This window comes from Sphaerimonospora thailandensis, from assembly GCF_016863115.1.
Classification (GTDB): domain Bacteria; phylum Actinomycetota; class Actinomycetes; order Streptosporangiales; family Streptosporangiaceae; genus Sphaerimonospora; species Sphaerimonospora cavernae.
In genome coordinates this window covers 102,559-115,095 of record NZ_BOOG01000016.1, presented here as the reverse complement: position 1 = coordinate 115,095, position 12,537 = coordinate 102,559, and the positions used below count along the sequence as shown (strand labels likewise).

9 protein-coding genes are annotated in these 12,537 nt (G+C 69.7%); 5 read left to right on the top strand and 4 right to left on the bottom strand.

Annotation, left to right across the window (positions count from 1 at the left end; all coding sequences use genetic code 11):
* Positions 1-53: 53 nt before the first annotated feature.
* Positions 54-1,304, top strand: a complete 1,251-nt coding sequence (locus tag Mth01_RS09560; RefSeq protein ID WP_239089508.1) for an MFS transporter — start codon at positions 54-56, stop codon at positions 1,302-1,304.
* Positions 1,305-1,382: 78 nt separating this feature from the next.
* On the opposite strand, the gene Mth01_RS09555 is transcribed toward Mth01_RS09560, so the two are convergent.
* Positions 1,383-3,998 carry a beta-N-acetylhexosaminidase gene (locus Mth01_RS09555; RefSeq protein ID WP_204014608.1) on the bottom strand — a complete coding sequence of 872 codons (2,616 nt, stop codon included), beginning with the start codon at positions 3,996-3,998 and terminating at the stop codon, positions 1,383-1,385.
* A 521-nt stretch (positions 3,999-4,519) separates the two neighbouring features.
* On the opposite strand from Mth01_RS09555, the gene lysS reads away from it, so the two are divergent.
* Positions 4,520-6,217 (top strand): lysine--tRNA ligase, encoded by a 1,698-nt coding sequence (gene lysS / locus Mth01_RS09550; protein WP_239089498.1) that lies wholly within the window; start codon positions 4,520-4,522, stop codon positions 6,215-6,217.
* A 21-nt stretch (positions 6,218-6,238) separates the two neighbouring features.
* Complete coding sequence (locus Mth01_RS09545) at positions 6,239-7,069, top strand: phosphoribosylaminoimidazolesuccinocarboxamide synthase (RefSeq protein WP_204014605.1); 831 nt, start codon at positions 6,239-6,241, stop codon at positions 7,067-7,069.
* A gap of 73 nt (positions 7,070-7,142) precedes the next feature.
* Here Mth01_RS09545 and glmM read toward each other — a convergent pair whose 3' ends face one another.
* Genes glmM through rplM form a run of 3 tightly spaced genes read right to left on the bottom strand, consistent with a single transcriptional unit; the run spans position 7,143 to position 9,529 of the window.
* Complete coding sequence (gene glmM / locus Mth01_RS09540; protein ID WP_204014602.1) at positions 7,143-8,501, bottom strand: phosphoglucosamine mutase; 1,359 nt, start codon at positions 8,499-8,501, stop codon at positions 7,143-7,145.
* Between the two features lie 32 nt (positions 8,502-8,533).
* Positions 8,534-9,055 (bottom strand): 30S ribosomal protein S9, encoded by a 522-nt coding sequence (gene rpsI, locus Mth01_RS09535; RefSeq protein WP_204014599.1) that lies wholly within the window; start codon positions 9,053-9,055, stop codon positions 8,534-8,536.
* Positions 9,056-9,085: 30 nt separating this feature from the next.
* Positions 9,086-9,529 carry a 50S ribosomal protein L13 gene (gene rplM / locus Mth01_RS09530; protein WP_204014596.1) on the bottom strand — a complete coding sequence of 148 codons (444 nt, stop codon included), beginning with the start codon at positions 9,527-9,529 and terminating at the stop codon, positions 9,086-9,088.
* A gap of 352 nt (positions 9,530-9,881) precedes the next feature.
* Here rplM and Mth01_RS09525 point away from each other — a divergent pair, with 352 nt between their 5' ends.
* Together Mth01_RS09525 and Mth01_RS09520 are read left to right on the top strand one after the other, a co-directional pair.
* Positions 9,882-10,616, top strand: coding sequence for a CAP domain-containing protein (locus Mth01_RS09525; RefSeq protein ID WP_204014593.1), 735 nt, complete (start codon positions 9,882-9,884; stop codon positions 10,614-10,616).
* A 40-nt stretch (positions 10,617-10,656) separates the two neighbouring features.
* Complete coding sequence (locus Mth01_RS09520; protein ID WP_204014591.1) at positions 10,657-11,730, top strand: hypothetical protein; 1,074 nt, start codon at positions 10,657-10,659, stop codon at positions 11,728-11,730.
* Positions 11,731-12,537: the final 807 nt, after the last annotated feature.

The following is a 12,537-nucleotide window of genomic DNA, read 5'->3' as shown; positions in this document are numbered from 1 at the left end:
GCGACGCTTACGATGTTGGACAAACCGCATGCATGGGAGTGGCAGTGTCGCGGATGACCATGTCGAGCACATCCACGACACCGCACACCACCGGGGAAAGTCGCAGCGCGGTGCACCCGGCGGTGAAACTCCTGGCCGTCCTGCTCGTGGCCGGTTGCCTGCGTCCGCCGCTGACCTCCGTCGGCCCGGTCCTGGACCTGCTCGGCGCCGACACCGGCCTCGGCACCGCCGCCCTCGGCGCCCTCGGCGCGCTGCCGCTGCTCGCCTTCGCCGTCCTGTCCCCTCTCGCTCACGGGACCAGCAGCCGGTTCGGGGCCGAACGCGTGGTCCTGTGGGCGATGGTCGCGCTGGCCGCCGGCATCGCCGTACGGTCGCTCCCGGGCAACGCCTGGCTGTGGGCCGGCACCGTCGGGGTGGGCGCGTCGATCGCGCTCGGCAACGTGCTCGTCCCCTCGATCGTCAAACGCGACCATCCCGGCGCGATCTCGCGGGTCACCGGCCTCTACACGTCCGTGATGACCGGCTTCGCGGCGCTCGCATCGGGCGTCGCCGTCCCGATCGCCGCCGCGACCGGGAGCGGCTGGCGGTGGTCGCTGGCCGTGTGGGCCGTCCCCGCGTTGCTGGCCGCCGGGGTCTGGGCGCTGCGCATGCGCGGCACGCGCTCCCGTACGGCGTCCGCGGGGACGGCCGCGCCCGCCGTCGCCACCGTGCGGGAGACCTCGGTCTGGAGGTCGGCCGTCGCCTGGCAGGTGACGTTCTTCCTGGGCCTGCAGTCCGCGACGTTCTATCTGCTGGTCAACTGGCTGCCCACGATCCAGACGGCGCGCGGGGTCCCGGCGAGCACGGCCGGCTGGCACCTCTTCCTCTTCCAGGCGGTCGGCATCGTCTCGGGGCTGGCGGTGACCGTGATCATGGGCGCCCGGGCCGACCAGCGCGCGACCGGCGTGCTGATGAGCACGCCGATGGTCGCCGCGATGGCCGGCATGCTGTGGGCTCCCGGCTGGAGCCCGGTCTGGGTGGTGCTCGCCGGGATCAGTTCCGGAAGCACCATCGTGATCGCCCTCGCCCTCATCGGCCTGCGTACCCGTACCTTCGCGCAGACCGCCAAGCTGTCCGGCATGGCGCAGTCGGTGGGCTACCTGCTCGCCGCCGCCGGCCCGCTCGCCGCGGGGCGGCTCGCGGGCGGCACCGGATCCTGGACCCTCGTCATCGTCCTCACCGCCGGGCTCGCGCTCGCGCAGGCGTGCGTGGCCCTGTGGGCGGGCCGTGACCGCTACACCCACCCCGAACCGGGGAACGCCTAACCCCACCACCTCGTGGTGATCTCGCGGATCAATGGCATCGCTGCGAGTTTCCGCGAGATCACGCACGTGGGGTGGGGATCAGAGCTTGGCGCACTGGCCGGTCTTCGGGCCGGAGACGGTGTTGGGCCTGCCGTCGTTGCTCGGCATCGGGGAGTTTCCAGCGCATGACAGCGGGCCGCCGATGCGGTTGCCGGCGACGCTCGGCGCCGCCGACACCTTGTTGTCCCGCAGATGGAGCGGACCGCTCACCACCCCGCCGTCGATCGTCACCTGACCCGTCGTGCGGGTGACCGTCACCGGGCCGTTGATCTTCACCGGTGCGCAGCCGCCGTTCCGGTTGCCGAGCCAGACCCGCCCCCCGCCGGCCAGGGAGAGCGGCCCCGAGACGGTGGTGTCGCACAGCAGCACATCGACGGCACCGGACGCCGTCAACGGGCCGGTCAGCCGGGAACGGGACGCGTACAGTCCCGCACCGGCCCTCACCGTCACGGGACCGGAGATCGTCGCACGGTCCAGGCACGTGACACCCGAAGAGACGGTCAACGGACCGGAGCGGGTCCCGGTGATCGTCGTCGTGCACGAGGGCACGCCGCTCGCCGTTACGGTGAAACCGGCGACGACGGGGTCGCGGCCGTCGACGGACACGGTTACCTTCGCCTGGTACTCGCCGTTGGCGCGGTAGGTGTGGTCTCCGCTGAGCGTGTACAGGCCGTTGGCGGTCCGGTCGGTGGCCTCGACGCCGGTCAGCCTGCCCTTCGAGCTGGTGCCGTCGCCCCACTCAATCGTGGCCGACAGCTCACCGAGGGCCCTGCCGGGCGCGGCGAGGGTCGCCAGCGCGCCGGAGACCTCGTTCCGGTCGCTCAGCGTCCTGTCACCGGCGAGCAGATCGAGGCCCCACGGCACCTGAGTTGAGGGGTAGAAATTCTGCCCCTTCACCTGCCAACGCCCGCCCTGAGCCGCCTCGCGCACCTTGAACGAGGCCAGGGAGCGGTCGGGTTGATCAGGTCCGGGCTTCGGAGACCAGCCGATCTCCGCGATCGCGGTGAGCCGGGGGAAGGCCATGAACTCGATGTGGGAGAGGGTCTTGAGGGTCTCCGTCCAGATCGGCGCCTCGACCCCGATGATGTGTTCGTCGGTGACGGCGGGCAGAGTGGTGCCGGAGGCCGTACGCTCCGGGACCAGCGTGCTCGGCTCCCAGTCGTAGAAGACGTCGTTGTCGCAGACGCAGGCCCAACTGGTGCCGATCGGCGTGCCGGGGGTGTACTTCATGTCCAGATAGGTCTTGTTGGCCGGGGACATGACGATCTTCATGCCCTTCTGGACCGCGGTCCGCGCCGAGTCGCCGCCCGCGCCGGCCGGGGCGACGCCCCAGTACTGCACGACGCCCTGCGGCATCTCCGGATCGGATCCGAAGGGCGCCACGCCGATCTCGTTCCAGCCCATCGCGGACTTGCCCCGCGCCTTGACGATCTTCGCTGTGCGCGCGACGAAGTCCCGGTACTGGTCGTGGGAGAGCAGCTTCGTCGAGACCTCGTCGCCGCCGATGTGGAAGTACGGCCCCGGCGTCAGGGCGGACAGCTGCTCGACGATGTCCGTGACGATCCGCCAGGTAAGCGGGCTGTCCGGACACAGCGCGCTGTAGTTCACCTGGTTGCTGAGGTTCCAGACCGGCGGCTTCTTGTTGCTGCAGTTGACGCTCGGGTCGTAGATCGTGCCGTCCTTGTACGCCTGTGCCTCGTCAGAGGCGTACGACATGATGATCGCGTTGGTGTGACCCGGCAGGTCGATCTCCGGCACGATCGTGACGAAGCGCGATGCCGCGTACTTCACCACGTCGACGTAGTCCGCCTGCGTCCAGTAGCCGCCCGGGTCGGCGTTCTCGGCGCCGTCGCCCGGCTTGCTCGTGCCGCCGGAATACTGCCCGCCGATGTCGGTGAGCTCGGGGCGGCCGTCGATGGCGATGCGGAAACCCTGGTCGTCACTGAGGTGCAGGTGCAGCGTGTTCACCTTGTACGCCGCGATCTCATCGATATACGTCTTGATCACCGAGGGCGGCTCGTAGTGCCGGCCGATGTCGAGCATCGCGCCCCGGTACTCGTAGCGCGGATAGTCGGAGATCTTCACCCCGGGGATGGTCCAGCCGGCCGGCCGCACGGTCCTGCTCTCGACCCAGACGGGGAAAAGTTGCCGCAGCGTCTGCACCCCGTTGAACAGGCCATGCCCGTTCGCCGCGACGATCTCGACACCGCTGTGCGTGACGTCCAGCCGGTAGCCCTCGGCATCGGGAACACCCGGATCACCCACTGCCAGCGAGATGTCACCCGCCACAGCGGACCCCTTCGAAACCGGCAGGGCATAGCCCGTCGACGGACGCAGGATCGCCGCCAACTGGTCGGCCACCGCGACGGCGGAGGCGTCGTTCACCACGATGCGGGCGCCCGAGCCGAGCGTGAAGGCATCCCCGGCCTTGCCGGAGGTCATCGAAACCGGGAGTGGGACGACTCGGGGCGCGGCGGGCACCGCCGACGCGTCGGCCGAGGCGCCGCCGTCCGTCATGACACCGGTGAGAGACGCGGTGAGCAGCGCGCCGGCTGTCAGGGCGGAGATCGTCCGGGCCCGGGGGCGCCGGCCCCGGTCACGGTTCCTCCGCCGCACCCACCTGGCGGACACGGCGGATAAGAACGAAATGCTCAAGTCAACTCCTTGACTCGCATACCTCGTGCTTGCGATCCGGCCGCCTCGGGCGAGGTTCGCCCGTCCAGAAAGACCTACCTAAGAAAAACCCGCGTACCAGTAGCCCTGACGTCCTCCCGCTCGATCAGCTCTGGCCGTCCCTGTTCGGCCCGCGTGAACACCGATGACAGGCGAAGCAACGTTGTGCGTACGTCCCCTGATCATTGCTGCGCAGCATCACCCAGATATGGCCATAAATCAACGAATCGAGGGCTCGAACCGGGACTCGTTACGAGAGCGTGACTGTGCCTGCCACCCCATGGTCAAGCGGTCTGAAAACCGCCTGCCCCGATGCACGCCCCGCCGTGCTTCACGCTCACCGCTTCGGATGGATCCAGCCGGCGGAGCATGGGGAGTGAGGACCGCGACGAGGGTCCCACCGGCATCGCTGGAAACCCGTGGCGGGAAAGGCGACTACGCTATGGATTGATTCTGGGGCGTCAGAGCGGATACGCCAGGTTTCTAGGAAGGACACGCCGACAGTGGCTCGTAGCATCGAGGCCGACTGGGTCTCTCGTTTCGCGGATGAGGTCATCGCCGAAGCGGAGCGGCGTGCGCCGGGCAAAACAATCGTCTGCGCCTCCGGACTCAGCCCGTCCGGGCCGATCCACCTGGGCAACCTGCGCGAGGTCATGACCCCGCACCTGGTGGCCGACGAGATCCGGCGCCGGGGCCACGACTGCGTGCACATCATCTCCTGGGACGACTTCGACCGCTTCCGCAAGGTCCCCGTCGGGATCGACGAGGCGTGGAACGAGCACATCGGCAAGCCGCTGACCGCGGTGCCGGCTCCGCCCGGGAGCACGTACCCGAACTGGGCGGAGCACTTCAAGGCGGCGATGGCCGCCGCGCTGGCCGAGCTGGGCGTCGAGTTCCGGGGCATCAGCCAGACCCAGATGTACACCTCCGGCGCCTACCGGGAGCAGATCCTCCTCGCGATGCGCGAACGCGGCAGGATCGATGCGATTCTGGCGCAGTATCGGACCAAGCCCAAGGCCGCCAAGCCGATCACCGACGCGGACGAGGCCGCCGCGTTGGAGGGGTCGGGCGCGGCCGGCGAGGACGACGGCTCGGCGGCGACCGGCTACTTCCCCTACAAGCCGTACTGCTCGGCCTGCGACCGCGACCTGACCACGGTCACCTCCTACGACGACGACACCACCGCGCTGTCCTACACCTGCGCGTGCGGGCACGCCGAGACCGTGCTGCTGTCGGAGCACAACCACGGCAAGCTGGTGTGGAAGGTCGACTGGCCGATGCGCTGGGCCTACGAGGGCGTCGTCTTCGAGCCTTCCGGAGTCGACCACACCTCTCCCGGGTCGTCCTTCGTCGTCGGCGGGCAGATCGTCAGGGACGTCTTCAAGGCCGACCAGCCCATCGGGCCGATGTACGCCTTCGTCGGCATCTCCGGCATGGCCAAGATGAGCAGCTCCAAGGGCGGTGTGCCGACCCCGTCGGACGCCCTGGAGATCATGGAGCCGCCGCTGCTTCGCTGGCTGTACGCGCGCCGCCGGCCGAACCAGTCCTTCAAGGTCGCGTTCGACCAGGAGGTCCAGCGGATGTACGACGAGTGGGACTCACTCGTCCGGAAGGTCACGGACGGTACGGCGCAGCCGGCCGACCTCGCGGCCCACCAGCGCTCGGTCGGCACCGCCGCCGGCCTCCTCCCGACCACGCCGCGGCCCCTGTCGTACCGGACCCTGGCCTCGATCGTGGACATCACGACCGGCCACGACGAGCAGACGCTGCGCATCCTGCGCGACCTGGACCCGGACAGCCCGGTGACCTCCCTGGACGAGGTCCGACCCCGGCTCGACCGCGCCGAGCGGTGGATCACCACGCAGGTTCCGGCCGAGCAGCGCACCCAGGTTCGCGAGACCCCCGACGCCGACCTGCTCGCCTCGCTCGGCGAGGCCGAACGCGAGTCGCTGCGGATCCTGCTGGACGGTCTCGACGAGCACTGGTCGCTCGACGGCCTGACCACGCTCGTGTACGGCGTGCCGAAGATCCAGGCGGGGCTCACCCCCGACGCCAAGCCCACCCCCGAGTTGAAGACGGCTCAGCGCGAGTTCTTCGCCCTGCTCTACAAGCTCCTGGTAGGCCGCGACACCGGCCCCCGGCTGCCGACCCTGCTGCTCGCCGTCGGCGCCGACCGCGTACACAAGCTCCTCACCATCTGACGATCCACAGGAAGCACAACAGTGAAGCTGATCCATTCGGGGAAGGTCCGGGACGTTTACGAGGATCGTGGAGACATCATCCTCGTCGCGTCGGACCGGGTGTCCGTATATGACGTGATCTTGCCTACGCCCATCCCGGACAAGGGCAAGGTCCTCACGCGGCTCTCGCTGTGGTGGTTCGAACAACTCGCGGACATCGTGCCGAACCACTTCATCTCCGCGACGGACGTGCCGGCGGAGTTCGCGGGCCGTGCCGTACGGTGCCGCAGGCTCGACATGATCCCGGTCGAGTGCATCGCCCGCGGCTACCTGGCGGGCCTGGGGCTGAAGGAGTACGAACGCGACGGTTCGGTTTCCGGCGTGCCGCTGCCGGCCGGGCTCGTGGAGGGATCGCGGCTTCCCGAACCGATCTTCACGCCCACGACGAAGGCCCAGCTCGGGGCGCATGACGAGTTCATCACGTTCGACGATGTGATGGAGCAGGAGGGCTCGGACGTCGCCGAGGAGCTCCGCCGGATCACGATGGAGATCTACCGGCGCGGTGCGGAGATCGCCCGCGGGCGCGGCGTCATCATCGCGGACACCAAGCTGGAGTTCGGCCGGGACGCCGACGGCAGGCTCGTGCTCGGAGACGAGGTCCTCACCCCCGACTCCTCACGGTTCTGGCCGCTGGACGACTGGCAGCCGGGCGGCCCCCAGTTCGCGTTCGACAAACAGTACGTCCGAGACTGGGCGACCGGCACGGGTTGGGACAGGACCTCTCCGGCTCCGGAGGTCCCCCAGGAGGTCGTCGACGCGACCCGAGCCCGCTACATCGAGGCCTACGAACGCATCACCGGACAATCCTGGTAGAAGCCCTGGCATGAAGACGAAGGGCCGCCCGGTGATCCGGACGGCCCTGGTTCGCTCCAGCGCGTGGGAGCGGTCAGCCGCAGACCGTACGGACGACCTGGGCGAGATGGTCCGCCACGGCGGCGGCCCGGTCGTGCGACTCGGCCTCGACCATGACGCGGATGATGGGCTCGGTTCCGCTCGGCCGCAGCAGCACCCGGCCGGCGTCTCCCAGCTCGGCCTCGGCCTTCTCGACCGCGGCCCGGAGCTCGGGCGCCGACGCCTTCGACTTCGTCACGTCACGGACGTTGACCAGCACCTGCGGCATCTTGGTCATCACCGTGGCCAGTTCGGCCAGGGAACGCCCCGACCTCGCCACCTCGGCGATCAGTTGGAGCGAGGTGAGCAGGCCGTCACCGGTGGTGGCGTGATCACGCATGATCACATGGCCCGACTGCTCACCGCCCAGGTTGTAGCCGCCCTCCTGCATGGCCTCCAGGACGTACCGGTCGCCGACCGCGGTCTCCACCATGGTCAGGCCCGCGTTCCGCAATGCGATCTTGAAGCCCAGATTGGACATCACGGTCGCGACGACGGTGTCGCCGGCCAGGCGGCCGTCGGCATGCATGGCCAGGGCCAGGATCGCCATGATCTGGTCGCCGTCGATCTCCTCGCCGGAGCCGGTCACCGCCAGGCACCGGTCCGCGTCTCCGTCGTAGGCGACCCCGAGGTCGGCGCCGCGCTTGACGACGACCTCCTTCAGGGCGTCCAGGTGGGTGGAGCCCGCCCCGTCGTTGATGTTCAGACCGTCCGGAGCCGCCCCGATGGTCTCCACCTCGGCGCCGGCGCGCAGCAGCGCCTCCGGGGCGACCATGTGCGCCGCCCCGTGCGCGCAGTCGACGACGACGCGCAAACCGTCGAGACGGTGCGGCAGCGTGGTCAGCAGGTGCGAGACATATCGGTCGGCCTCGCCGTACGCGTCCCGGACACGGCCGACGGACGCACCGATCGGGCGGTCCCATTTCTCCCCGAGCCGACGTTCGATCTCGTTCTCAACCGCGTCGGGCAGCTTGTACCCGCCACGTGTGAAGAACTTGATCCCGTTGTCGGGCGCGGGGTTGTGCGAAGCGGAAAGCATGACCCCGAGGTCAGCCCCCAGCGCTGAGGTGAGGTACGCGACCGCCGGGGTGGGCAGCACGCCGAGCCGGAGCACGTCCACGCCTGACGACGCGAGGCCGGCGACCACGGCGGCCTCGAGGAACTCCCCCGAGGCTCGCGGGTCCCGGCCTACGACGGCGATCGGGCGGCCGCGCCGCCCGACGCTGGCGTGGAAAGCCCCGGCATCGCCGAGGACGTGCGCCGCGGCCACGGACAGATCCATGGCCAGCTCGGCTGTGAGGTCGCGACCCGCGACCCCACGTACCCCGTCGGTGCCGAAGAGGCGTCCCCTCAAGGAGGCGCCTGCTGGCTCCAGAGACACTGCTGCTAGCGCTTGCTGTACTGCGGAGCCTTGCGGGCCTTCTTGAGACCGTACTTCTTCCGCTCCGTGGCGCGGGCGTCACGGGTGAGGAAGCCGGCCTTCTTCAGCGGCGGGCGGTTGACCTCGACGTCCAGCAGGGCGAGCGCGCGGGCCAGCCCCATGCGCAGCGCACCGGCCTGGCCGGTCACGCCGCCGCCGTCGATGCGCGCGATGACGTCGAACGCGTCCTCGGCGCCGAGCACGACGAACGGCTCGTTGACGATCTGCTGGTGGACCTTGTTCGGGAAGTAGGCGTCGAGCGAACGCCCGTTGATGGTCCACTTGCCGGTGCCCGGCACGATCCGGACTCGGGCGATGGCCTGCTTGCGGCGGCCGGTGCCGTACGAGTTGCCGGTGGTGATGGGCTGGCGAACGGCGGCGTCGTCGGCGGGAGCGGACTCAGTGGTGTACTCGGAGGGGAACTCCTCCGAGGAGATTTCTTCCGGCTCGCCCTCGACGAGCGTCTCGATACCGGTGGGCTCGGCCACGGCTCTCCTCTAACTTTCCTGGCTCGGCGATTACTGGGCGATCTGGGTGATCTGGTACGGCACCGGCTGCTGGGCCTGGTGCGGGTGCTCGGGGCCGGCGTAGACCTTGAGCTTCTTCGCCATCTTCCGGCCGAGCGAGTTCTTGGGCAGCATGCCGCGGACCGCCTTCTCCACGGCCCGGTCGGGACGCTTCTCCATGAGCTCGCCGTAGGTGACGGCACGGAGACCGCCGGGGTAGCCCGAGTGGCGGTAGGCCTTCTTCTGCTGAAGCTTGTTGCCGGACAGTGCGACCTTGTCGGCGTTGACGACGACGACGAAGTCACCGGTGTCGACATGCGGAGCGAAGATCGGCTTGTGCTTGCCACGGAGCAGGGTCGCTACCTGACTGGCCAGCCGGCCGAGCACGACGTCGGTGGCGTCGATGACGTACCACTGACGCTCGACGTCGTTGGGCTTCGGTGAGAACGTGCGCACGGCAGTGCTGCCTTCTGTCGGGATGTGAACACTCGGTAGGTTGCGCAGGCACGACACAACCTCCGTCTCCACATGTACGGGAGAAGACGCCGGACGCGCCGTGCACCGGTCCGCGATCGAGCAGACCGATCCACACACAACGAACTAGCAGACTACCGGCCTCCCGACCCCCGGTCAAAACAGCAGCCCGGGCACCGGGCTCAGCCGTCGGCAGGACGGCTTTTGAACGTTCATCAAATCCATATCTGCCGACACTTACCTCCCTCTCCCCGACATCCCTATATTTGACTGCGGTATGTGGCAGCCCCCTCACAACCGGCATACCCAACGGACGCCCCGGCGCGGGACTCTTTTGGGTCTGCTCGCGTGCTCAACGGCGATCCTGCTGATCGGCGTAGTCATCGGCCGGGTGACCTCGCCCAGAGAGGACATGGACGACGTCTATCTGCGCAACCAGGCTCCCTCCCCCACCCCGGTGGAGAGCGCCCCGCCCGCTCCCTCAAAGGACCGCCCGCCGCTCGACCACGTGATGCGCACCGACACGCCCAGGACAGGGCAGGCGGCCAAGGCCTCTCCGACTCCCCGCTCGCGACCGCGCCGCCCCTCCAACATGATCGACGGCTCGGATGGCGGGAGTCCGCTGTGGAGCACGCTCGGCCGGGAGAACACCGGTGGGACGGCCGACGGCGGCGTCGGCTCGGACGTCTTCCCCTCGCTGGAGCGGCAGGTCGTACGACTGGTCAATGCCGAGCGTGCCAGGCGCGGCTGCGCGCCGTTGCGGATGGACCGCCGTCTGGTCAGGTCCGCCCGCGCCCACTCGGCCGAGATGGCGGCCGCCAACCATTTCGATCATTCTTCCCCGAACGGCGCCACGCCCTGGGACCGCATGGCCGCGGCCGGATACACCAACAGCGGCGCGGAGATCATCGCCCGTGGCTACCAGACCGCCCAGGAAGTCGTACGAGGCTGGATGGCCGACCGCCAGGACCGGACGACCATCCTCAACTGCCGCCTGGTCGCGACCGGCGTCGGGGTGAACATGGGGCCGGGCGGCCCCTGGTGGACCGAGGACTTCGGTTATTCCTGACCGTTCCTCCCGTGTCCGGCCAGCCGACTAATCTCGGGGCATGGGTTACCCCGGCGATCCGCTAACACCCCGCCAGCCGCCTGCACCGCCTGCGCCATCGTCACCGCCTGCACCATCGTCACCGCCTCCGCCGAGTCCACAGGGCACCTCCCCGTACGGCAACGCCTCCCCGTACGGCGCGTCTCGGGAGAACCCCTATGGCAATCCCTACGAGACGCCGTGGCAGAGCCGGGACGGCGGACCGCCGGAAGCCGGGCAGGAGGAACCCGGCGAGAGCTCGCCGTACGCCGGCCGGCGCCGAGAACAGCCGGACCAGGCGGCGGCCGCCGACCGACCGCTGCCGGAACGCACGTCCTCACCCCAGTACGGGGGGCCGGAATGGGATCCGTACGCTCCGGCTCCCCTGTGGCGTCGCCCAGTCGTGCTCGGCTGCGCCCTGCTGGCCCTGATCGGGGCGCTCTTCCTCGGGCTGTGGGTCGCGGCGCGCAGCGAGAAGCCGCCGGCGCCGCGCGCCCTGCCCACGCCGACGCTCCAGGTGCCGGAGGCGCCCAAGGGCAAGTACGGCTTCGCCGGCTCGCGGGCCACCGACAAGATGCCCCTGACCCTCGGGGAGGTCTTCGGCGACAAGAAGTTCGGCAGGAGCGGACGGGCGTATGTCATGACCGTGCGCCGCAAGGAGAAGACCTGCACCGACGGGGTCTCCGGCGCGAAGATCCAGAAAGCGCTCAAGGCGGGCAGGTGCACCCAGCTCATCCGGGCGAGCTTCGCCGACGCGAAGGGCACGATCATCGGCACGGTGGGCGTGGCCAACCTCACGACCTCGGCCCACGCCAAGAAGGTCACCTCGGCGGGCGGGGGCGCCCAGCGCACTGACTACCTCAAGCCCCTGCCCGGCAAGGACGACGCCACCAAGCACCTGGGCGGCGCCGGGGATGCGTACGCCGGCGGCTGGGCGTACGGCCACTACGCGGTTCTGCTGTGGTTCCAGTTCAAGGATGGCCACAAGCCCACCAAGGCCGAGCAGAAGCTGCTGTATCAAGCCGCCGCGGACATCGCTGACAAAACCGTCTTCCCGGCCCTGGAGCACCGCTCGCTGACGGGTCGCCGCACCTGAAACCGGCCGGTCGACGCGTCGTTCTGGGCGATGGAAGCGGGGGGCGGGCCGCCGCCGGGGCAGATACGGAAACGCCCATAGCGGCACGTCGATCTCGCGTGCGCCTATACGCTTCCGCGTATGCGTGGCCAGGATTCCGGTTCCGAGCACGAAAACGACCCGGCGTGGACTCGCCGCGAGTCCGACGCCGAGGGCTCGGCGGCGCCGCCCATGCCACCGCCGAGCTTCGGCCAGGCGCCGGCAGACGCTCCGGGAGCCCCCGGCATTGCGGGCAGCCCAAATGAGCACGGCACTGTCGATACCACTTGGACCTACGGCCATGTCCAGGCCCAGGCCCCGGGGCATCATCAGGCGTACTGGCGTCAGGAAGCACAGGGATATCAGCCGATCTACGGAGGTGCCCCGACGCAGGGGGACCAACGACCGTACGGGCAGTCTCCTCAGCCGCCCGAAACCCCACAGCCCCCCGAAACCCCGCAACCCGACGACACCGCGCGCTTCCGTATGCCGGGTCCCCCCGAGTTTCCCGCGTGGCCGCCCCGGCTGCCGGGTGAGCCCGACCATCCGTCGCCCGCCGCCTGGCCCGGCGCGCCCACCGCCGCCGTCACCCGTCCGTTCGGCGCCCCATGGCCGCCGCCCCCTTCCCCGCCGCCCACTTCGCCGCCACCCACTTCGCACGGGGACGACCAGAGGCACCCGCAGCGCGGGGCCGAGGCGACATCGGCCGGGCCGCCACAGGCGCAGGTCCCGCCACCGGACGGGGCCCCGGCCCGCCAGCCGACCGACATGGCCCCCTCGCAGATCGCC